This window comes from Syntrophobacter fumaroxidans MPOB, assembly GCF_000014965.1.
Lineage (GTDB): Bacteria > Desulfobacterota > Syntrophobacteria > Syntrophobacterales > Syntrophobacteraceae > Syntrophobacter > Syntrophobacter fumaroxidans.
On the sequence record NC_008554.1, the window covers coordinates 3,442,712 to 3,464,064 of the forward strand.

The window sequence follows — 21,353 nt, forward strand, 5'->3', positions numbered from 1 at the left end:
CGTGGCTAAAGAAACCGGTATTGTGAGCTGGAAAAGTCTGAATCTGGGGATGGCCATCACCAAGCCCGGGTGCGCCGCGGATCTGAAGACCGGCGATTGGCGATCCATGAGGCCCGAAACCGACCGGAAAAAGTGCACGAAATGCGGCCAGTGCTACATTTTCTGCCCGGATATGGTTTACAGCAAGGACGCGGAAGGCTACTACGTGCAGAATTATTACTACTGCAAGGGGTGTGGCATTTGCGCCAAAGAGTGTCCTGTAGATGCGATCACCATGCATCAGGAGGTCGACTAACATGTCCAAGAAGATTGGTGTAGAAGTTTCAATTGCAGCTGCGGATGCGGTAGGACTGTGTGATGTCGACGTCGTCGCCGCATACCCGATCACGCCGCAGACCCACATTGTCGAACACCTGTCGGAGCTGGTTGCCGAAGGTCATCTGGATGCCGAGTTCGTTCCCGTGGAATCCGAGCACAGCGCCATGAGCGCCTGCATCGGTTCGTCCGCGGCCGGAGCGCGCACCTTCACGTCCACCTGCTCGCAGGGTTATGCCCTGATGTCGGAGCTTTGCTACATCGCCTCCGCCCTTCGTCTTCCCATCGTCATGGCGGTCGCCAACCGCGCCATCAGCGCTCCGATCAACATCTGGAACGACCACGGCGACTTGATGTACGCCAGGGATTCGGGCTGGATCCAGGTCATCGGGGAGAACGGCCAGGAAACGGTGGACCTTACGATCGCCGCTTTCCGCATCGCCGAGGATCCCAATATCCTGCTGCCGGTGCAGGTTAACCTGGACGGGTTCACCCTGAGTCACATGATCGAGCCGATCGTGATGCCCGACAAGAAGGACGTGAAAAAGTTCCTGCCTGCGTACAAGCCTCAGCTGCGGCTGGATCCCGCCAACCCGATCACCATGGGTCCGGTCGGCATGCCCGACGTGTACACCGAGGCGCGGAAGGCCCAGGACGAGGCGCTGAAGAGCTCCAAGGCCCAGATCGTGAAGATCTTCAACGAATTCGGCAAGCAGTTCGGTCGGAAATACAACCTGGTTGAAACCTACAAGACCGAAGATGCCGAGACCATCATCATCACCATGGGCAGCCTTTCCCAGACCGCGATGACCGCCGTCGACATGATGAGGGACAAGGGGAAGAAGGTCGGCGTGGCCCGCATCCGGGTGTTCCGGCCGTTCCCCGCCGATGAATTGTTTGCGGCCATCAAGGGCGCCAAGAACCTGGTCATTCTGGACAGGGTCACCTCTTTTACGGGTGGCTACGTCTCCGGCCCGGTGTGCCTGGAAATCAAGTCCATTCTCTACGACCGCAAGCACTATCCGAAGATCGGCAATTTCCTGGCCGGCCTCGGCGGCAGAGACACGACGGATCAGAACTTCATGGAAATGGTCGACAAGGTTGCCGCGTCCAAAGACGGTGGCGTGCCCTTAGCCTACGAATTCATCAATGTGAGGGAATAAATGGGAATCGCAGCTGAAGCTCTCAAAAATTTCAAGGGGTTCAACCTCAAGAACATGCCGGAGGTAGAACCTGTGTCGCCCGGTCACAGAGCATGCCAGGGCTGTGGGGAAGTACTGGCTTTGCGGCAGGCTATGAAGGCACTGGGCACTAACGTTGTCGTTTGCAGCGCCACGGGGTGCATGGAAATCATCACCTCGCCCTTCCCGCAGACCGCGTGGAGGGTGCCCTGGATTCACGTCGCCTTCGAGAATGCGGCGGCGGTGGTCAGCGGTGTGGAGTCCGCGTACAAGGCGATGAACCGTAAGAACATCATCAAGTCGCCCGACACCGTATTCGTAGCGTACGGCGGCGACGGCGCCACGGCGGACATCGGTATGCAGGCGTTGAGCGGCGCCCTCGAGCGCGGCCACAACTTCATCTACATGTGCTTTGACAACGAAGCCTACATGAACACGGGTGTTCAAAGATCCTCCTCGACTCCCTTCGGCGCGCAGACCACCACGTCGCCTCCGGGGAAGAAGAGCAAGGGACAGTCCACCCAGAAGAAGAACCTTCCGGAAATCGCGGTGGCTCACGGAACGCCTTACGTCGCCACGGCGTGTCCCGCGTTCCCGGTGGATCTCATGAACAAGGTCAAGAAGGCATCCCTGGTTCCCGGACCGGCCTACATCCACATCTATTCGCCCTGCCCCACCGGATGGCGTTGCGGGATCGAGGAGAGCGTGGAAATGGCCAGGCTGGCGGTCCAGTCCAAGGTCTTCCCCTTGTACGAAGTGATCGACGGCGTGTACTACCTGTCGCGCAAAGTGGCGAAGCCGAAGCCGGTGGCCGAATACTTCAAGCCGCAGCGCCGTTTCCGCCACCTGACCGAGGCCGACGTTCAGCAGATTCAGGCCCGGACCGACGCCGAATACGACAGACTGGTGGCCAAGTGTGTCGTGGAAGTCAAGGAAAAGAAAGAAAAGGAATAGCCCGAACACCGGTATCGGGCGTGAATAGCGCATCCGGGGCCGGTTAAATTCGGAGTTGGTGTTGACAAGCGAGGAGTACTCTGTTACAAGATGCTCCTCGTTTCCCTTTTTGATCCCCGGTAGCTCAATCGGCAGAGCGGGTGGCTGTTAACCACTAGGTTGGCGGTTCGAGTCCGTCCCGGGGAGCCAAAAATCCACCCGCTGATTTCAGCGGCTGTTATTTAGCGCAAGACCCCGTGGGGTGATCCCCGCGGGGTCTCGTCGTTTCCGCCGTACTCACCGGCCGGGAGCGATGAAGTCAGGAATCTCCCTCGGCTATTCCGTGGATTCCGGCAGTTCAAGGAGGAACCGCCATGCCGGGACCACTTCGATGTTTCCGCCACCGGTCTCGATCCGCTCGTCCTCGTTTCGGGTCACGATGGTTCCGGCTTTCAGGCCCAGTTCGGCCATCGCCTCACTCAAGGCCGCGGTTTCCCGTTTCCGCGTTCTTGGCTCCGCCAAAGATTCGCACACCTGGACCAGCAGCCGCGTTCCGCCGCGCATCGAGACGATGAAGTCGACCTCCCGGCCGGTCTTGGTCCTGTAGTAGCGGATTTCCGGGTGGAGTCGCCGGAGCGCCGTGAAGACGAGGTTCTCCAGGAGATGACCGGAGTTGACCAGAATTCCGGATGACACCGAAGTGACCAGTGCGTGATCGATGCAGTAAACCTTTTTCGGATTGGTGTTGCTGCGGGCGAGAGACGGGTCGAATATGCGCGCGGTGAACAGGAAATAGGCGTCCTCGAACCATTCCAGGTAGTCCGACACAGCGGACTTCGGAGCCTTGTGGCCCAGCGACTTGAGATAGCCCGTGAGGCTGTTGATGGAGTAAAGCGAGGCCGTATTGTCCGCCAGCCAGTGCGCCAGATCGGTCACAGCCTTCGGGTGTGAAATATCGTGGCGCTCGACCAAATCCCGAAACAGGATGGTGTGAAAGTACTCCTGGTGGGTCTTGATCCGCAGGTTCCGGCCAAGACCGGCGACCTCGGGAAACCCCCCGGTCTCCCAGTATTCCGTGAAGGACTTCTGAACCAGGAGCCGTTTCTTTGTGGACAGAGCGCCCTCGCTCTCGATTCCCTTATAGTCCAGAAATTCCCTGAACGAGAACGGGAATATCTCCCATGAAAGCGCCCGTCCGCGCATCTGCGTCGCTATTTCTTTCGACAGCTTCCTGGCCGACGAAACGCTCAGATACACCTCGCATTTTTCCGTGCGCATCAGGCGGTCGACGAAGGGCTCCCAGCCGGGGGCGGCCTGAATCTCGTCGAAAAAGCAGTAGACCGTCTCGGCGTTTTTTTTCTCCGGGTAGATGGAGTAATAGGCCTCGGCGATCAGGCCGAAGTTGTGCTGTCGGAGGTTGTGGAGGCGGTCGTCGAAAAAGTTCAGGTACAGGATGTTCTGCCGGGGGACCCCACGGTCCAACAGCCGCTGGATAACCTGAAACAGGTAGGTCGACTTGCCGCTCCGGCGCACTCCGATAAAGACGGCGGCTTTGCCGTGAACCGTCTCGATATGCAGGCGACGGGGCACCCCGGTTTCCATCCGGGATTCCTGGAAGTCCAGGATGATGGACTTGATCGTCTCTACCATGGGATCACTCCTGGTCATTGCATTTCTCAATTTCTGTCATATCTGGAGATAAATATAGCCGGTTATGGCTATAATCGTCAAGAAATATTCCCGGATACGACCTTAGCTTTCCCGGCCCCAATAACCCGCCCACCGACGTTCCTTCCCCGCCTCCTCTAAAGAAACCCCAGGTTCGGGCTTTCCCCGCCACAGAACGCGGACGACGTGTCCACAAGGGCAAGAAGCCGCGAAGACCCCGGTGGAAACACGAGACAATCCGACAACGCCCGACAACCCGGCATCCGGATCGCGTGTTCAGACACCCCCGATGCGGACCGACGGCCGTGGAGCCCGTCCCTCCTGCCGGCGCTGCGGCCTGCCCTCTTCCGCACAAACGGAGCCGATCTTTCAGCCGGAGCGACCGGACGCTGTTGGGTTGGCGCCGGGAAGAAAAGACCCGTCCGGACAAACGGAAACGATCTTCCGGCCTGGCTTGGGTCGGCACTTCTTCCGGGTAGGCTGCGCACCGACGGCTGCGGTTCTCGCCGGCCGGCAGGGTTTAAGCGCGACAACCCCTCGTTCCGGTTTCAATGGCCTCGACTCAAAACTCGTCGGAACTGCGCCCTTGTCCGTTGACTATCCAGCGTCCTCCGCCTACACTGGAAGCGATAATGGGGAGAATGACCATGTCGTTTCAAGCTAAAGAACCACAATTGTTAATCAGTGCTCCAAGCATGGATGAAGAAGTCTTCCGAATGCGGATTCAGGGAGAGCTGGACCCGACTTGGCGACCTCGGCTAATCGATTTGTTCTCAGGAGCCGGGGGAATGACGCTTGGTTTCACCTCCCGCATGGGACATTTTTTTCAGCCTGTCTGGGCAAACGATTTTAATATGTATGCCGTGCAGACCTACAACTCCAACTTCGGTACTCATTGTGTCCCGGGCGACATTGTCGATCTTCTTCGCGACCCTGCCGCTGCCCCCCCCAGAGCGGAGGTGGTCATCGGCGGCCCTCCATGCCAGGGATTCAGCCTGTTGAACAAGCTACGCGATGGCGATGACCGCAAGCAACTCTGGCGACCCTTTATGGAGGTAGTCAGGAGGTCGGGGGCTTCCATTTTCGTAATGGAGAATGTACCGCAACTCATCGGATCGGCTGAACACCAGGAAATTCTGACCGTGGCCCGGGAAATGGGCTTTAGTACGGCGTCGGCCAGATTGTGTGCGGCAGACTACGGAGTCCCTCAGATTCGCTGGCGGGCTTTCATTATTGGTTGCCTGTTCACCGACCCCAAGAAAGTCTTTCCACCGAAAAGGACAAACTACCCCACGGACTTGAACAATCGCCGTATCTTTGCTGAAAAAGAGGTGCCTTACATAGCCGATCCTGGACCGTACAAGACCTTGAGGGAGGCGATAAGCGATTTGAGCCCTCCTGAAGGGACTGAGATAAGGGAAGAGCCGCCGCCATACGATCTTCATTTTGGAAGGACTCCCACTCCAAAGAGTCTGAAACGCTACATGGCAATCCCTGAAGAAGGCATGAATCGTTTCGACCTCCAGAAACGCGCACCGGATCTGACGCCGGAATGCTGGATAAAAAAGACCACCGGTGGCACCGATCTTTTCGGACGGCTCTGGTGGGACCGGCCGGGAGTAACAGTCCGCACGGAGTTTTTCAAGCCGGAAAAAGGCCGGTACCTGCATCCGGAGGAACATCGTCCGATTACTCACCGGGAAGCTGCGCGGATACAATCATTCCCTGATGACTTTCGATTCCTTGGACCCAAGATCGAAGTTGCCAGACAAATCGGCAATGCAGTACCCCCTGTTTTGGCGGCTCGGCTCGCCGACTGTGTCTATGCTCTGCTCCTTGCCTCAAAGGAAAAGGAATGGCCGACGTCTTCAGCGAGAAGCAGCGCAGCTGGATAATGTCCCGAATACACGGGACCAACACAAAACCCGAATTGGAAGTCAGGAGACGACTTCATTCAATGGGCTTCCGCTTCAGACTGCACTGTTCGAAGTTGCCGGGCAAGCCTGACATCGTTCTTCCAAAGCACAAGAAGGCGATCTTCGTTCACGGATGTTTCTGGCATGGTCATCAAGGCTGCAAAAGGTCGAAGCCGCCGTCCTCCAATGTGCAGTTCTGGACGGCGAAGATCGCAAAGACGGTCGAACGCGACCGCAACAACCGGAAAGCCCTCGTCGAGCTTGGTTGGCAGGCATTGACGATTTGGTCGTGCGAGATCAAGAACACAGAATTCCTTGAGAAAAGATTGAGGGAGTTCCTGGATGACCCGGCATCCGAAGAAAAATGACCCGGTTGCCTTGCTAAGGCAACTGAAAGATTTGCTGTCCAACTTTGAGCGTGAATTGCAGTCCGAAGACTTGCGCAAAAAGGTTCTGGCATTGGTCCCGGCAAATACTGCGCTACGGTCCCTTGGGTCCTCGCTTATTGACAGGCGGTTTGCAGTAAGTGCCCGAGATCGTATACTTTTCTATCTCCAAAAATATCCCCGCACCATCATCAGCGGCAATGAACTAATGGTTATCGCTGCGATAGGTGAATGGGCTCGGCGTGTTCGTGAATTGCGCGTTCAGTTCGGATGGGCCATTGTCAGTGGGGTGACGGCAAAGGAAATAATCCGGGAGGAGGAACTTCCTTTCTCGGATGTTGATTTGTCGGCAATGAGGCCCAGCGAGTATATCCTGCTGGACGACCAACAAGATAGGGATGCCGCTTTCCGATGGAACACAGCCAATGAGATACGGCGACGGAAGTCGTCGGTCAGGGACAAGATTCTGGAATACCTGATCAAGAACGTCGGCAAAAAGATTACGGGAGAGGAACTGCGTTATGTGGCAAACAACCGTACCGAGTGGGCGCGCAGAGTCCGAGAACTACGCACCGAATTGGGCTGGCAAGTACTGACCAAAATGACAGGTATGCCCGAATTGCCTATTGGCGCGTATTTCCTGGCAACCACAAGGCAGGCCCCCGAACACGACCGGGTAATTCCCGACCAAGTGCGCCGCCAAGTCCTTCAAAGGGATGCACACAAGTGCCTGCGCTGCGGGTGGAGTCATGAGAGATGGAATCCTTCCGACCCGAGGCATCTGGAAGCTCATCATGTCGATCCCCATGGGAGGGGAGGGGAGAATACACCGGAAAACCTCATCACCCTCTGCAATATCTGTCATGATGCGGTCCACAGAAAATGACCCAATCGTCTTACGCTATGGACGCCTATGCGAGGGCGGATTCCCGCGGGGTGGGGTCGAGACCGGCGAGGCAGTTGGGGCAATCCCCAATTCCATCGCCTCGGGTTTTCTTCAGGGTCGAGCCTTCTTGCCGCCAACCTTCTTGTCCTGCTGCTGCAGGCCCGCCTCCGTTGCTTCGTCGAGTTTCGCGGTGGCGCCTGTTCCCCGCCGCACATCGACGTCATAGAAGGCCCTGAAGGTTTCGCTGCACGACCTGGTTTCGGGCAAGATGTAGACAACACCATAGGTCCCGGTGAAAAGCGGCTTCACGACATCATCGTAGAACTTCGCCGGAACATTGATGCAGCCATAGGAAATGCGGTTGTCGAGCGGGGTTGAAGTGGCCAGGCGCTCCAGTCGGCGTTCTTTGGGGTTATGCGTAACCACCCGGTGCAGGGCGACGGCGCCGTCGTAGTCCACCCAGAGGACATCGGTGCCGTTATGATTAACGCCCAGCAAGGCCACGAAACGCCCCGCCGGCGTGGTGCGGTCCTTGGGGCGAATCTCGGACATTTTCCGGTCGCCGACGCCCGGAACGGCGTCATCCCCCTTCCCTCGGCCGAGCAAAGCAGGGGCCGCGCCGCGCAGTGTTCCATCGGTGTCGAACACGAAGACCTTGGCGTCCACCTTGTCCAGGATCAGAAACGGCATGCCGGAATTGTCGCCTGAATCGACAACCCAATCCGCCACTTTCCCGGCGTCCCGGGATTTAGGCTCCTGTCCGAAGTTCGCCCGCTTCGGGTGAGACGACACGTCACCGTCCGGCGACGCACCGGAAGCCAAGCCGGGTGCCGCGGTTTGATGCGCGGACAATGGGGAAGCCGGGCTAAAGATTTGCACGGCCTTGTCCGCGGCGGCAACCTGGTGAGGGAAAAAGGCGACGGCCGTCAGCCCGACGCAAAGACCTTTCACCAGGCCGGCTGCGAGTGAGCGCATGCTTCTCGAGCACTTCGCGCGCCGCAATGATGCAAAAAAGGCGCGGCCTGATACTTCTTCTTTTTGGATCACGTGATCGTCCCCGCGAAATCGGCGTGTTTCTCTCGTCCGGCAACATCGTGGATGGCCCTGCCTCGCCGTATGACCACAGGCAAGGCAGGGCGGCTGAATAGTGTTAGTTGCGCGCCGGTTTGGGCGGTGGAGGCGGCGGCGGAGGGGGCGCGGGTTTAGCCACTACTGGCGGCGGAGCCGGAGGGGGCGCCTCAACCACCTCCTCTTTTCCGCATTTGAACCAACCCCCCTTGATCCCGAGACACGTGCAACCGCTCAGAGAGATACCCAGGAATACGATGAATAATGCGAGACAAAATGACCTGATCATAGTGCGTCCTCCTTTGATTGTTGTTTTACTATTTGCCCACTCTCCTCATCTGTCGAACCTCCTCAATCACCGGTTCAACAGTCTCTCCACAGCCCAGCATCATCCCCTGAACCGTTTCGAACATGGGACGATTGATATCGACGCACGCTTCCGAAAAGGGCAAATCAAGCATAAAGCTATTCGCAATCATGAGTTAACGCTCATAAAATACGACTATATTCGCGTGACGTCAATCAGGAGATGCTCGATTCGGCGAATCCGTTTCAATGGCGGCGAAGGTTTTGAAAATGTTCGCCGGAGCAGGAAGTGAACCGACCCCGGCCGGCGTGTCTCTGCCCGGTGCCCGGCGGGGTGGGCAAGGCGCAACGCCGCCGTCACCCGTTCCCTGATGCTCGCATGATACGGATCTGCGTTCGGGACGCAACCCCATTGGAATGCAATCCTCCAATCATAACGCGAGGTTGCCGTCGCCGAAAAAGGCCGGAGCCTCAAGCGACGTCCTCGAAATCGCGACGTATGCGGCCCGGAAGGCCGTGAGCCGCGATGATCTCACACGAACGTGCGCTCGCGATGATAATTTCTTGCGAGAGGGCATAAGGCGCTCCCGCCGCGAAGGCGTCAAGACCTCAGTTTCTCCACGCCCCGCGAGTCCTCTCCCGGAGGATCATCCCTGTATTGGCGGCAGCGTTCGAGGTAAAAACCGGTGGGGGCATCCTCGGGGAGGCGCGCCGACAAATCGCTGAAAATGGCGAAAGCCTTGTCCCATTCCCTTGCAAGGTAGGCTTCGACCCCCCTGGTGAACGCCGTGCAGAGCGCGGCGTTCGCCTCCGCTTCATTACCGGTTGTTTTCCCCACCAACTCGTAGATGGTCGTTTCCCCGCTCCTGCCTCTCAGCGCGGCCCTGCCCAGCAGTCTGAAGAGAAATTCGTCGGAGGCCGATTCGCACGTTCTGCGATCGACGATGACCTGAGTGCCGTACAGCTTGTTCGCCCCTTCGAGGCGGCTGGCCAGATTGACGTTGTCGCCCATGACGGTGTAGTTCATCCGTTCGCTCGACCCCACGTTTCCGACCAGCGTTTCACCGGTGCTGATGCCGATCCTGGTGATGAAGGGAGACTTGCCTTCGCTTTGCCAATTCCTGTTGAGCTCGGCGATCCTGTCGCGACAGGCAAGCCCCGCCCTGCAGGCATTGACCGCGTGCTCGTCGTCCTGGATGGGAGCTCCCCAGAACGCCAGGATGCCGTCCCCGATGTATTTGTCCACCGTGCCCCTGTTGTCGCTCAGGATTCTCGTAAGCTCATCGAAGTACTCCGACAGCTGATGAATGAGATCTTCCGGGTTCGTTCGCTCCGCGATAGTGGTGAAGCCCTTGATATCGGAGAACATCACGGTGAGCTCTTCCTTCTGGCCGCCAATGCGCGCCTCCTTGCCCGTCTTGATCAACTGGCGCACCAGCTCCGCGGGCACATACCTCCTGAAGGCTTGAAGCCCCTTTTTCATGGCGGAAACGGCACTGCTCATCAGCTGGATTTCTTTGATGTAGGAGGTTATCGCGCCTCTGTCCTCAAGATGAAGATCTTTTATTCTTCCGGTCTCTTCCGCCAGGAGCCTGATGGGACGGGTGATGCCCCGGGCGATGAAAGCCGCCAGGATTACCGCAATCGCCAGGATCGCCGCGCAGACCAGCAGAATCCGGTGCATCTCCTCCATGGCACCCGCCACGAAATCTCTCTCGGGGACGATCAGTGCAATCTTCCACGTCACGGGGAAGGACTTCGGAAAATCCGAAATAGAGGCGAAGTACCGCACGCCTCCACTCTCAAAATTCAATTTCCGCCCGCCGGTCGCCGCGTATTCGCGAAACGCCGTACTCACGGACTCAACGCCCAGTTCTTCGACACGAACCGGCCGCACCGTCCCGTTCTCCTCCCTGATGAACCGGGACATCTCCGGGTAGGCCACGACTTCGTTTTTCTCGTTTATGATGAATGCGATTCCGCTCTTGCCGATTTTCAGGCTCTTGAGAAAAGTGGAAATTTCATCGAGCTCGATATCGATCGCCCACACGCCCCCGATGCGCCCATCGGAAGCGATGACGGGGCAGGAGCACGTGATCGCCGGTTTCTTGTTCCTGAAGAGGATGTACAGATCGGTCCAGTAACATCCCCTTGCCTGTTTAGCTCCAACGTACCAAGGCCTCACCCTTGGATCATATTCGATATTGTTGGATACCACGGTCTTCGTCAGTTTGAATTCGGAATCCCAGTATTTGAGAGTGTCGGTTGGAGGCATGGTATAGGGCTTGATTATTCTACCTTCCATGGTGTTGTCCGGAAGAGACCATGCACGTATGTAGCTTCCACGTTCATCCGCAAGATAAAACATAGATATCTGTTTATAATATTTAAGAGCTCCAAGCGTATATAATTCAATCTGATCGAAGTCATTGCATGATAACGCTCCAATATTACATAGACTTGAGCTCATATTAACAAGTATAGATGCTGGGAGAAAATAATTTGTAGATTTTTCAATAACAAGATTCGATACATGACTTATCAGATCATTTTTGAAATTTGATATTATTCTATTATCACTGTTTTGAATATGATAAAGTACGACAAGCACAGTAATGGCCAGCAGTCCTATGAATGCGCTTGCAATTCTTATGTAATAGCTATGACTTATGTAAACGGATGCTCTTCTTTGGGGACCTTCCGTTGACATCACCTTCTCCTGTCAGAAAAGCCGAACCAAGCGCCCACCTGCCCATCAGCGCAGCCCCCCGCGCATTCCGGAGTCCGAACCTGCCCGGAACGGCCTTGAGACTCACCGAGAGCCCATGGAATCATCGGCTCTACCGACAAAAAACACAAGAAAAAGGTCAACGGAGGAACTTCGGCGGCTTGCACCGAGTCACGTTCAAGGGACGTTGGAATATCGCTTCGACAACGTCGAAGCGGGGAAACGACGCAGGACGGCAAGCTCCTCTGCCGGGTGGCGCTCCCCGATGCGGGCCCGGAGGATCAGGAGAGAGTCCTTTTTTCCCGGAGCGGCTCAGCCGGTTCCACATCCTCGACGTCAAGCTCGACGCTCACCGACCGTTGGATGCAATCCACTCTCACCACCAGTCTCCCCTGCTTCGGGGAATGCCTCTTCAGGATTCCCACGCAGCCGTTCAAAGGACCCCGAACGACACGGACGCACTCTCCTTCTTTGAGGTACGGATGCAGCTCGATGGATTGGGAGGCGCCCAGAATGGTCCGCAGGTTCCGAATTTGGTATGAAGGTATGGGCAAAGGCCCCTCGGAGTTTCTCACAATGTTCACTGCACCGGGAGTTTTCAGAATGTCCACGTTGGTGTAGTTGTCGAGGACGGTGTACACGAACACGTAGCCTGGGAAAAGCGGCACCGTTATCCTCTTTCGCCTGTCCCGACGCTTGCTCCAGCACTCCATCAACGGCAGGAAACAATCGACGTCCTTTTGTTCAAGCCTTCGGATGATGTCCTTTTCGTGTTTGACCTGGACGTAAAGTGCGAACCAGGCTTTGCTGCGGCCGCTCAGTTTCGGATAGAACAACGGACCGCGCATGCTTGCGGGAAGGAAATCAGCCTCGTCAGCCATAGGTTCACACTCGATGCTTTTCATGCTGAACACCGCCTCCTGGGTCCGGGGATGCGAACTCGTTCCTTCTGGGCGATGCTTATGCAAGAAGAATGCTATTCTGATTCTTGAGGCTGCGCGCGGATTTGCCGCGCAGCGAATCTACCATTGGTAGATCGTTCCCGTGGTTGAAGGTTTCCGCAATCGCCCGGCAGGCTCCGGCGCCGAGGGCGGTGATCGAAGGCGGAAATTGACTTGTTGCAAGGGTGAGACCCCGCCCGGCACTTGCAATACGGCCTTTCGGGATCGATAATAGTGGCGAGCGTGGATTCCGGAGAGAAGCCGCCTATCCGGGGAAGAGTCGTGTGGAGGTGTCCCTGGAGGTCATTCGACGTGATTTCTCGGAATATGGCCTGCAATACCGCAAACAACCGAGCCTGTTTTTCACTGCAACCCACATGCTTTCACGAAAACCGATACGCAGAAACGAGCCCTCCGCCGGATTGATCGCCATGGGACGTGTTTCGGCTGCGGAACTCCGAGTCATAGCAGCCAACATCCAGGCCGTGATGAATCTTCCGGTTGAGCTGCTTGCGCCCATGGCGATCCCCGAAGAGGCCTTTCAACCCCATCGGAGTCAGTACGATGCGGGCCTGATCCTGAAGCGGCTCGCTCAATTGCCCTTTCCACATCAACGTTGCGTTCTCACGGTCACAGACGTGGATCTTTGCACGCCGATACTGACCTACGTGTTCGGGGAGGCGGAAATGGGACAAAAAAGAGCCATCGTATCCGGTTTCCGGCTAACGGATGGACCGGATGGGTTTCCCGCTCCGGCGGACGTCTACTATGAACGCCTGGTGAAGATCGCTTTGCACGAGATCGCGCATACTCTGTCCCTGTATCATTGTGAAGCGCCGAAGTGTCTCATGCGATTCAGCCCCAAAGTCCAGGACCTGGATGCGCTGGACATCTCCTTTTGCAGGCGGTGCGGTTTTGCCCTTCACCGCACGCTGAGGAAACGCCTTGGGTAACACGGGCAGTGGCTTGTTCGGGCCCCGGCGGAATCTCCTCCGCCGGGGCATCGACGAAGACGGGGGCGGCGAGTTCGATCGCCGCATGCGCGGGAGTGCTCTCATCCGAGCTCACGTGCGTAGGAACTCGCGCACGAGGTCATCCCACCGGAGATGGGACAGGTTGCCGAAAATGTCCTCGACGATCTCGCCGCCCGTGGCGGCAAGAGGAACTCCGTAAACCGACATGACCATCTCTTCCAGCTTCTTTGCTTCGGCATCGAGCCATGCGACCGCCCTTTTTTCAAACAGAAGGTGCTTCGTCTGTTTCCTGAGGCCACCTTGTGGGTCAACCACGATCAGCCAACCCTCGCCGTAGGGATCCTTTTTAGAGAGTCCGGGCTGCTTCGAGGCACTTTGATTGGTCGCCATCACGGTGCCGTCCATGGGCGAGAGCACCGATGCGTAATGCTCCTCCCTGCGGATGGACCATCCGTTCTCGCCCCGTTTCAAGCGTGTACCGATTTTCGGGAGGCTGATGCCGGTCGGGCTCCCAAGCAGCCTCAGCGCAAAATCATCGATACCCAGGCGCACGAATCCCCCGTGTTCGATGCGCGCCCAACTGTGCCCCTCGTGGTAGTAGTAGCCGCTCGCCAGCGCGAACCCCGAGACCTTGTCCGTTCGGACCGGAGATGTTGCGGTCGCCAGGTCCTGCTCGTCCAGGAACTGATCGAATTCGCAGACCTTGCACTGGTAATTGTTTGCGCAGAACTTGAACTGGACGCGGCCGGTCAGCATGTGACGGCATTCTCTCTCGAAAAAGGGCTTTCGCCGTTTGATGTCCTGCCAGCTCACCAGGGCGGTCGGCTTCTCGACCACTTTCCTGCTCATGGCTTTGTCAAACGGACAGCTCGTGCAATCATAAGCATTCTGGCACAGCTTATAATTGACGATACCGGCCTTCATCCAGATGCACTGGTTTTCCGTGATTGAGAAAATACGCACTCCACGGTCGCCGCTGCTTTTGGGTTCCATAATGAGCCTCCTTCCTGTCGGAAACTGCCGTCAGGGCAATAAAGTCCTTCTCAGAAACCTTACGGTTGATCGTTCCGTGCCGTTTGAATGCTCATACAAGCTCCATGCCATCCGTCACTGAGCGCGGACGGGAGAGACCTCCCCAACCCGCAGCAGCCGGTCGGACATCTTCAGCCGGATCGAGCCCACAAGCGTTCACGGGTTCAATGGAGGAAGGGGGTCGAGCATCGATTTTCCCTTCCGGGGCATCAACCGGCACAGGGGTGTCCGGGAGCCCGACGGACGCTGAAGCGTGTCAAGACTCTTCATCCCGTTTGCCGTCGGCGCCCCTCGTTTCGCTCTTTTCCCGGCTCCTCGGAGTGTTAAAATATTTCCTGCAGGTGTTAAGAAACTGTACAGTGGTCGAGCCCTGACGGTCCGGATGAGATCGCCGCGAGCCACGGGCCCAAGGCTGCAAGGGCGCTTGCCGGTTCACTGCGCGGCAGGGAGCGTCGCGCGGGGCCGGGAAAGTCGTCGTCAGGTATCGGTTTTGCATCGAAATCAGAGCGTGTGCCGGTCGGTTCGCGTTTTCGGGAGAGCCCTCCGGAGCGATTTCGAAGACCGGACGGGTGGAATGCTCACCGGCCACCATGGCCTGATTCCCCTCGTTTTTCCAACAAGCCGCGGAGAGGTGGTCCATGACAGGAAGACTGAAGGTACTTGTCGTCGACGATGAGAAGATTGTGCGCGAATCTCTCGTGGAATGGTTCAGGAAGTCGGGCTATGAAGCGGATTCGGCGGATGGGGGGCGAAGTGCCCTGGAGATGGTCGCCGGGAAGGACTACGATTTGGTATTCCTCGACATCAAGATGCCCGATGTGAGCGGCTTCGAAGTCCTCGACCGCATTAAGGCGGACTGCCCGTACACCCTGGTGGTGATGATCACGGCTTACGGGTCGGTGGAAACCGCGGTTGACGCCATGAAACGCGGAGCTTCCGATTATCTCATGAAGCCTTTCGACCCCGACGAATTGTGCTGTCATCTGGAAAGACTCCTGCAGCAGAAGAAAATCGTCGACGAAAACGCCATGCTGCGCGAACACATATCGAGCGGCATGCACTGCCGGGAGTTGATCGGCGTGTCGAATTGCATGCAGCAATTGTTTGCACTGATCGAACAGGTGGCACAAGTCGATTCCCCTATTCTGCTGCGGGGCGAAACCGGAACGGGAAAGGAAATGGTGGCAAAGGCCATCCATGCGATGAGCGAACGCCGGGGGGGGCCCTTTGTCCCGATAAACTGCGGGGCTTTCGCGGAGACGCTTCTTGAGAGCGAACTGTTCGGTCACGAAAGCCGTGCGTTCACCGGGGCCGGAAGAGCCAAGAAGGGACGTTTGGAGATGGCCTCCGGAGGGACCCTTTTTCTCGATGAGGTCGGAGAAATCCCGTTGAAAATGCAGATCGATCTTCTGCGTGTCCTTGAGGAAAAAGCCTTTACTCGTGTAGGGGGAATATCGGAAATCTCGGTTGACTTTCGCCTGATCTGCGCCACCCACAAGGACCTGGCAATGGAAATCGAGCGCGGCGCCTTCAGACAGGACTTCTATTACAGGCTCAACGTGATCGAAGTGGAAATCCCGCCCCTCCACGCCAGAATCGATGACATTCCCGTATTGGCGCAATGCTTCCTGGAGCGTATCGGCAAGGAAACCAACAAGCCGGTTGTCGGCATTCGGCAGCAGGGGATCGAATTTCTCAAGAGCTATCCGTGGCCGGGGAATGTTCGAGAGCTCGAAAACGCCATAGAACGTGCGGTGGTACTGGCAAAAGAGCGCTACCTGACCAGGGATGATTTCGCATTTCTTTGTCGGTCTCCCGCCCAGCCGTTCCCCCAATCCTTGAGAGAAAACGAGAAGCAGCACCTTGAACGTATCCTGAGCTTCTGTGGATGGAACATTTCCAAGGCTGCGGCAATCCTGGAAATCAGCAGGGTTACTCTGCACAGCAAGATAAGGAAATTCGACATTCGTCCTCCGGCAGGTCAGGGCTGATTGCTTTCCGGGGCCGAAGTGGCGGACGCGCTCTCGTTGTCCCCGAGCTTTTTGCCTGCCACGGGGCGCTTCCGTCGAAGGGCGGTTTTCGTGGGTGGGCATTTCCATGGCGTGCGAACGGGGAGGAGGCGGAGCTCGCGGAAAACAAGCGGATGGACATCATGGACGAAGCCAATCTGAAAACAAAGGTTTTCGACTCGCTTTCCGTGCCCACCCTGATTTTGAAGCCAAACAAGATCATAGTGGATGCAAATGCGCGCTTCCTGGAAAGGTTCCGTGTCAGTAAAGCGCAAGTCGTCGGGAAAACGTGTCACGATTTCTTTTATCACCTGAGAGAGCCGTGTCCTCACGAAACCTGCGCTCTTGCCAGGACGTTGGAAGACCGCCAGGGACATTCCGCCGTCAAGATTGTCGCAACCGGTGAAGGTGAGGAAAAATGGGACAATCGTGTCTTCTCTCCCATCGTGGATGAAACCGGTGAGGTGAGGTACGTCGTGGAGTGCATTCATGACATGACGCCGGTCAAGACCTTGGAGCGGGAGCTCTCCGATGCGAGGGAATTCACGCAGAAGATCATCCTAAGCTCAACCTGTGCAATGATCGCCGCGGACCGGAAAGGCAGAATTCTAATGATGAACCCCGCCGCCGAAGAGCTCACCGGGTACTCTCTTAAGGAAGCCCGGGGAAAAGTCACGGCCGAGGATCTCTACCCTCCGGGGGAGGCGAAGAAGGTTATGAAAATCCTCAGAGATGAGCGAATCGGAGGCAAAGGCAAGCTCAATTGCACCAGGATCAGCATGGTCAATGCCAGGGGTGAAGATGTACCGGTGGAGCTGAGCGCCGCGATCATCTACGAGGGCGACAAGGAAGTGGGCACCATGTCCGTGTTCAACGACCTGAGAGAAAAGTTGCAGCACGAAAAACAAATGGAACAGATGCTTCTCCGTATTGCCCGGGCGGAGAAAATGGCCTCCCTGGGGCAACTCGCGGCAGGCGTGGCCCACGAGATCAACAATCCGCTGACCGGGATCATCTTCTTCTCCAAGCTCGTGCTGGACACCCTCGAAAAGGATGATCCCAGGCGTGAGAACCTCGCGGCAATCTTCGAAGACGCCAAACGATGCGGCAAGATCGTCACAAATCTGCTGGCCTACAGCAGGCAGGCAAATCCCGGTACCGAGGTCCTCCACATCCACACGCTCCTCGAGCACAGCCTCAATCTCATCAGGGATAGGAAAGCCTTCATGCACATTCGCGTCGTCAAGGAGCTCTCCAGGGAAATGATGTTGATCAGGGGCGACAGGGACCAGCTGAGTCAGGTGATCGTCAATCTTGTCATGAACGCCCTGGATGCCATGGACCGTAGAGGCACGCTCACTCTTCGCACCTTTCGGGATAAATCGGCGAAGAAGGCCTGCCTCGAGGTCTCCGACACAGGCGGCGGGATTCCGGCCGATAAGCTCTCCGTCATTTTCGATCCATTCTTCACCACCAAGAAACCGGGAAAGGGCACGGGGCTGGGACTGAGCACAGCCCAGAAGATCGTCACGGAAAATGGGGGCAACATCCGGGTGAAAGAAACGGGCCGCAGCGGAACCACCTTTTTGGTGGAATTTCCCCTTTTTGTGACCGCCGATGAAGATCATGCCGGCCGATGCGAGCCTTCGTGACGATCGAGTGTCGCGGCAGGCAACGAAATGCCTGCATCGGGAAGGGAGGCCCTTTTTTCGATCGCGGCCTTTCATATTGAGCCGCGTTCACGGTAAGATTACACCGCACCCGTTCGCCGGGCTGGGCGGAGGGCGTGTCACGCCGTGTCCCTGCGCCGCAGAGACCGTCCGCAGGGGTGAGCCGACGGACGCCGCAAGGGAAGGGCTTTATGCCGTCCCGTGAATGTTATCGTCTTACCGTGAACGCTGGTTCGTATCAGTGGATCACCCCGGCGGTTTCGCCCCTTGACAAGCCGCCGGCTCGATGTTGTAGTTCAGCGAACACCGAACGAACCCCGGGGAGCATGAATTTGAAGCCGATATACCTCGACTACAACGCCACGACACCCATCGATCCGGCAGTCGCCCGCGCCATGCTGCCGTACATCCACGAACATTTCGGCAACCCGTCGAGCCGGCACGCGTACGGGGTGACGGCCTGGAACGCGGTGCAGAAGGCGCGGGGGCAGATCGCCGAAATGCTCCATTGCGCCCCGGAAGAGATCGTCTTCACCAGCGGGGGCACCGAATCCAACAACCACGCCATAAAGGGCATCGCCTTCGCCAACCGCGCCAGGGGCAATCACATCATCACCTCGGTTATCGAGCACCCGGCCGTTCTCGAGGTGTGCGATTACCTGGAGTCGCTCGGTTTCCGGGTGACCCGCCTCCCGGTCGACCGTCACGGTCTCGTGGACCCGCGCCGGGCGGAAGAGGCCATCACGCCCGAGACGATCCTCGTCACCGTCATGCACGCCAACAACGAGGTGGGGACCATCGAACCCATCGCGGAGATCGCCGCCATCGCGCGTCGCCACGGCGTGCCCATGCACACCGATGCCGCCCAGTCCATCGGAAAGATACCGGTCCGGGTGGATGAGCTCGGGGTGGATCTTCTTTCCGTGGCCGGCCACAAGCTCTACGCGCCGAAAGGCGTCGGTGCGCTCTATGTCCGATCCGGGCTCACCCTCGAGAAATTCGTCCACGGGGCGGGCCACGAGCTGAACCGGCGCGCCGGAACGGAAAACGTGATCCATATCGTGGGCCTGGGGGAGGCCTGCGCCATGGTTCATCGGAACATCGAAAGCTTTGGGGAGCATCTGCGGAAGATGCGCGACAGGCTGGAAAACGGGCTCCGCGTCCGGTTTAGCGGCCTGAGAATCAACGGCCACCCCTCCTTGCGGCTGCCGAACACATCGAGCGCGGGCTTCAGGGGGCTCAAGGCCGATCTCGTGCTCTCGCGGCTCGAAAATGTTGCGGCCTCCGCGGGGGCCGCCTGCCACAGCGACGGCGTGGTGGTGTCCGCCGTCCTTAACGCGATGGACATACCGCCCGAATATGCCGCGGGGACGATCAGGTTTTCCGTGGGGCGGGCCACGACCGCCGAGGAGATCGATCGGGCGGTCGAATACATCGCCGCCGCGGTCGAAGCGTCGACTTCCTGATTTCCCACTGCACCGTCGGCGGGCTTCAGCAGGTCGATCGGGGTGAGAATTGGTGGTCCTGATTTACCGGGCACCGCCGGCGGGCAGGCCATGATATCCCGGAAACCCAGGTCGCAGGCATCCACGACCATAATCCCGCTCCCCCCGTGCGCACCGCTACGATTCACGCTCCCATCCGCCGCCAAGGGCCTTGTAGAGCGCGATCAGGTTGGTGGTCAGCGTACGGTTGCTCAGCGCCAGTCCCTCCTCGGTCAGGTAGAGGGACCGCTGGGCGTTGAGAACGTTGAGGAAGTCGATTTTTCCCACGAGATACAGCCGCATGGACAAGTCCACGGCCTTTCGGTTGTGGGCCACGGCCTCCGTCAGGGACCGGTTGTGCTCCTGTTCCTTGGCGTAGGCGGTCAGGGCGGTCTCCACGTCCTTGAGCGCGGTGAGGATGGTCTTGTCGTAGGCGAGCAAGGTTTGTTCCTGCACGGCGTTTTGCACTTCGATATTGCACTGGATCCGGCCGGCGGTGAAAATCGGCCACGACACGGTGGGACCGAGCGACCAGAAACGGTTGCTCAGGTTCGCCAGGGTGTTGAGGTCCGCGCTCATGAGCCCCATCGAACCGGTGAGGGCGAATTTCGGGAACAGGTCGGCGGTGGCGACTCCGATGCGGGCCGTGGCGGCATGGACCTGGGCTTCGGTTCTTCGGATGTCGGGGCGCCTGCGGATGAGATCCGAGGGCAACCCGACGGGCACCTCCGGCGGAATGGGCGGAATCGGCCCGTCGTCCGAAAGCTCGTCGAGAAGGGCGGCGGGCGGTTGCGCCAGCAGCAGGCCCAGGCTGTAGATCGTCGCCCGTATCGAGGATTCGAGGATCGGGATCTGCGCTTCCGTCGTCGACGCCTGCGCATCCGCGTTGGCTACGTCCAGGGCGCTCACGAAACCCGCCTGCCAGCGCTTCCTGGTGATGCCGGCGGTGTGCTTCTGCGACGCGAGGTTTTTCCGGGCGATGAGCAACTGGGCCTGAAGCCCGCGAAGGGTAACGTATTCGGTCCCGACCTCGGCCGCCATCGACACCAGCACATCCCGGCGGTCCTCCACGGCGGCCTTGAGGTCGGCGTCGGATGCCTCGATATTTCGTCGAGTGCCGCCGAAGAAATCGAGTTCCCAGGAGGCGTCGAACCCCACCTGGAACAATTCGCGCGGGGTAGCGGCCGCACCTGCGGCGGTGGTCCCTCCGCCGGAGGAAGACACGGTTCCGGGACTGCCGCGGCTGTAATTGTAGGAGGCGCCTGCATCGATTTCCGGAAACAGTCCGGAAGCCGCCACGCCGCGTGTGGCCCTGGCCTGCCGGATGCGGGCCTGAGCCTGGCGAACATCGAGGTTCGCGGTGATGGCCCGCTCGATGAGCGAGGTGAGCACCGGATCGTCGAACGCTTTCCACCAGTCGATCAGCCGCGCCGGCTCCCCGGTCGTGACGCTCGGCTCACGCGTCGCGCCGGCGGTCACTCCCGTGTACGCGCCGGGCGGATCGCTTTTGGGCCGGTGAAAATCGGGCCCCACCATGCAGCCCGCAAGCAGGAACCAAACCGCCGGCAACAGCAGCGGTGCCAAGCGCGTGATCACCGACCGGCTCCGAATGCGATTCGCAAGAGATGGCATGCGGATCTTCCCCCCTCCCGATTTCACACCAGGTTACCTGGAAAACAGACTCCCGGGTGAGCCTGTTTTCATGCTTCGCATGTGAGGCCGGCGCCATGGGCAACCGGGTTCAAGACGGCGGCACTGGACATTCCCCGGAGGTTGCGGTCAACTGTCGTTATCCGCGACGCCGGCGCACAACCGTCGCCTGCGCGGGGGCCGGACGTCCCGCTCCGCTCGAAGCG

General features: G+C 58.3%; 17 protein-coding genes and 1 tRNA gene. 12 read left to right on the forward strand and 6 right to left on the reverse strand.

The annotated features are described in order from the left end of the window. The first annotated feature begins 1 nt into the window (after window position 1). The 4 genes from SFUM_RS14490 (at window position 2) to SFUM_RS14505 (ending at window position 2,639) form a co-directional block, all read left to right on the forward strand. Window positions 2–295 (forward strand): 4Fe-4S binding protein, encoded by a 294-nt coding sequence (locus tag SFUM_RS14490; protein WP_011699638.1) that lies wholly within the window; start codon window positions 2–4, stop codon window positions 293–295. A gap of 1 nt (window position 296) precedes the next feature. After that, entirely contained in the window at window positions 297–1,478 is a 1,182-nt protein-coding gene (gene porA, locus SFUM_RS14495; RefSeq protein ID WP_011699639.1) for a 2-ketoisovalerate ferredoxin oxidoreductase subunit alpha, read from the forward strand. Beyond that, entirely contained in the window at window positions 1,479–2,450 is a 972-nt protein-coding gene (porB, locus tag SFUM_RS14500; RefSeq protein WP_011699640.1) for a pyruvate synthase subunit PorB, read from the forward strand. 113 nt (window positions 2,451–2,563) lie between these two features. Further along, window positions 2,564–2,639: transfer RNA gene (locus tag SFUM_RS14505), tRNA-Asn, on the forward strand. A gap of 126 nt (window positions 2,640–2,765) precedes the next feature. Here SFUM_RS14505 and SFUM_RS14510 read toward each other — a convergent pair. Further along, the gene (locus SFUM_RS14510; protein WP_011699641.1) at window positions 2,766–4,079 is read right to left on the reverse strand and encodes an ATP-binding protein; all 1,314 of its coding nucleotides are present in this window, start codon (window positions 4,077–4,079) and stop codon (window positions 2,766–2,768) included. A gap of 713 nt (window positions 4,080–4,792) precedes the next feature. Between SFUM_RS14510 and SFUM_RS14515 the strand changes: the two genes are divergently transcribed. Genes SFUM_RS14515 through SFUM_RS14525 form a run of 3 tightly spaced genes read left to right on the forward strand, consistent with a single transcriptional unit; the run spans window position 4,793 to window position 7,285 of the window. Continuing rightward, window positions 4,793–5,992 (forward strand): DNA cytosine methyltransferase, encoded by a 1,200-nt coding sequence (locus tag SFUM_RS14515; RefSeq protein WP_011699642.1) that lies wholly within the window; start codon window positions 4,793–4,795, stop codon window positions 5,990–5,992. Then, on the forward strand, window positions 5,953–6,381 hold the full coding sequence (locus SFUM_RS14520) for a very short patch repair endonuclease (RefSeq protein ID WP_041440637.1): 429 nt from the start codon (window positions 5,953–5,955) through the stop codon (window positions 6,379–6,381). Before SFUM_RS14515 ends, SFUM_RS14520 begins: the two co-directional genes overlap by 40 nt. Continuing rightward, window positions 6,356–7,285, forward strand: a complete 930-nt coding sequence (locus tag SFUM_RS14525; RefSeq protein WP_011699644.1) for an HNH endonuclease — start codon at window positions 6,356–6,358, stop codon at window positions 7,283–7,285. Before SFUM_RS14520 ends, SFUM_RS14525 begins: the two co-directional genes overlap by 26 nt. Window positions 7,286–7,396: 111 nt before the next feature. On the opposite strand, the gene SFUM_RS14530 is transcribed toward SFUM_RS14525, so the two are convergent. Continuing rightward, a complete protein-coding gene (locus SFUM_RS14530) occupies window positions 7,397–8,260 on the reverse strand; it encodes a hypothetical protein (RefSeq protein WP_150109525.1) in 864 nt (287 codons plus the stop codon). Window positions 8,261–8,610: 350 nt separating this feature from the next. Between SFUM_RS14530 and SFUM_RS23375 the strand changes: the two genes are divergently transcribed. Continuing rightward, window positions 8,611–8,952 carry a hypothetical protein gene (locus tag SFUM_RS23375; protein ID WP_167321294.1) on the forward strand — a complete coding sequence of 114 codons (342 nt, stop codon included), beginning with the start codon at window positions 8,611–8,613 and terminating at the stop codon, window positions 8,950–8,952. Between the two features lie 308 nt (window positions 8,953–9,260). Here SFUM_RS23375 and SFUM_RS14535 read toward each other — a convergent pair whose 3' ends face one another. Both SFUM_RS14535 and SFUM_RS14540 read right to left on the reverse strand, forming a co-directional pair. After that, entirely contained in the window at window positions 9,261–11,369 is a 2,109-nt protein-coding gene (locus SFUM_RS14535; RefSeq protein ID WP_011699647.1) for an adenylate/guanylate cyclase domain-containing protein, read from the reverse strand. A 299-nt stretch (window positions 11,370–11,668) separates the two neighbouring features. Then, a complete protein-coding gene (locus tag SFUM_RS14540; RefSeq protein ID WP_011699648.1) occupies window positions 11,669–12,292 on the reverse strand; it encodes a UpxY family transcription antiterminator in 624 nt (207 codons plus the stop codon). Between the two features lie 320 nt (window positions 12,293–12,612). On the opposite strand from SFUM_RS14540, the gene SFUM_RS14545 reads away from it, so the two are divergent. After that, window positions 12,613–13,281 (forward strand): archaemetzincin, encoded by a 669-nt coding sequence (locus SFUM_RS14545; RefSeq protein WP_011699649.1) that lies wholly within the window; start codon window positions 12,613–12,615, stop codon window positions 13,279–13,281. Between the two features lie 111 nt (window positions 13,282–13,392). On the opposite strand, the gene SFUM_RS14550 is transcribed toward SFUM_RS14545, so the two are convergent. Beyond that, window positions 13,393–14,295, reverse strand: coding sequence for a glycine cleavage system protein H (locus tag SFUM_RS14550; RefSeq protein WP_011699650.1), 903 nt, complete (start codon window positions 14,293–14,295; stop codon window positions 13,393–13,395). A gap of 677 nt (window positions 14,296–14,972) precedes the next feature. Between SFUM_RS14550 and SFUM_RS14555 the strand changes: the two genes are divergently transcribed. The 3 genes from SFUM_RS14555 (at window position 14,973) to SFUM_RS14565 (ending at window position 19,479) form a co-directional block, all read left to right on the forward strand. Next, window positions 14,973–16,325: a sigma-54-dependent transcriptional regulator gene (locus SFUM_RS14555; protein ID WP_011699651.1), complete on the forward strand. Its 1,353-nt coding sequence runs from the start codon at window positions 14,973–14,975 to the stop codon at window positions 16,323–16,325. Between the two features lie 152 nt (window positions 16,326–16,477). Next, a complete protein-coding gene (locus SFUM_RS14560) occupies window positions 16,478–17,995 on the forward strand; it encodes a PAS domain S-box protein (protein WP_011699652.1) in 1,518 nt (505 codons plus the stop codon). A gap of 344 nt (window positions 17,996–18,339) precedes the next feature. Then, window positions 18,340–19,479, forward strand: coding sequence for a cysteine desulfurase family protein (locus SFUM_RS14565; RefSeq protein ID WP_011699653.1), 1,140 nt, complete (start codon window positions 18,340–18,342; stop codon window positions 19,477–19,479). Between the two features lie 156 nt (window positions 19,480–19,635). Here the strand turns inward: SFUM_RS14565 and SFUM_RS14570 are convergent, their stop codons facing one another. Further along, window positions 19,636–21,129 carry an efflux transporter outer membrane subunit gene (locus tag SFUM_RS14570; protein WP_011699654.1) on the reverse strand — a complete coding sequence of 498 codons (1,494 nt, stop codon included), beginning with the start codon at window positions 21,127–21,129 and terminating at the stop codon, window positions 19,636–19,638. Between the last annotated feature and the right edge of the window lie 224 nt (window positions 21,130–21,353).

Bases quoted from the DNA above. Each gene is read 5' to 3' on its own strand.
- porB (WP_011699640.1), top strand. From the start codon at position 1,479: ATGGGAATCGCAGCTGAAGCTCTCAAAAATTTCAAGGGGTTCAACCTC.
- SFUM_RS14535 (WP_011699647.1), bottom strand. From the start codon at position 11,369: ATGTCAACGGAAGGTCCCCAAAGAAGAGCATCCGTTTACATAAGTCAT.
- SFUM_RS14515 (WP_011699642.1), top strand. From the start codon at position 4,793: ATGGATGAAGAAGTCTTCCGAATGCGGATTCAGGGAGAGCTGGACCCG.
- SFUM_RS14570 (WP_011699654.1), bottom strand. From the start codon at position 21,129: ATGCCATCTCTTGCGAATCGCATTCGGAGCCGGTCGGTGATCACGCGC.
- SFUM_RS14525 (WP_011699644.1), top strand. From the start codon at position 6,356: ATGACCCGGCATCCGAAGAAAAATGACCCGGTTGCCTTGCTAAGGCAA.
- SFUM_RS14560 (WP_011699652.1), top strand. From the start codon at position 16,478: ATGGACATCATGGACGAAGCCAATCTGAAAACAAAGGTTTTCGACTCG.
- SFUM_RS14555 (WP_011699651.1), top strand. From the start codon at position 14,973: ATGACAGGAAGACTGAAGGTACTTGTCGTCGACGATGAGAAGATTGTG.
- SFUM_RS14540 (WP_011699648.1), bottom strand. From the start codon at position 12,292: ATGAAAAGCATCGAGTGTGAACCTATGGCTGACGAGGCTGATTTCCTT.
- SFUM_RS14565 (WP_011699653.1), top strand. From the start codon at position 18,340: ATGAATTTGAAGCCGATATACCTCGACTACAACGCCACGACACCCATC.
- porA (WP_011699639.1), top strand. From the start codon at position 297: ATGTCCAAGAAGATTGGTGTAGAAGTTTCAATTGCAGCTGCGGATGCG.
- SFUM_RS14550 (WP_011699650.1), bottom strand. From the start codon at position 14,295: ATGGAACCCAAAAGCAGCGGCGACCGTGGAGTGCGTATTTTCTCAATC.
- SFUM_RS14520 (WP_041440637.1), top strand. From the start codon at position 5,953: ATGGCCGACGTCTTCAGCGAGAAGCAGCGCAGCTGGATAATGTCCCGA.
- SFUM_RS23375 (WP_167321294.1), top strand. From the start codon at position 8,611: ATGAATAATGCGAGACAAAATGACCTGATCATAGTGCGTCCTCCTTTG.
- SFUM_RS14510 (WP_011699641.1), bottom strand. From the start codon at position 4,079: ATGGTAGAGACGATCAAGTCCATCATCCTGGACTTCCAGGAATCCCGG.
- SFUM_RS14530 (WP_150109525.1), bottom strand. From the start codon at position 8,260: ATGCGCTCACTCGCAGCCGGCCTGGTGAAAGGTCTTTGCGTCGGGCTG.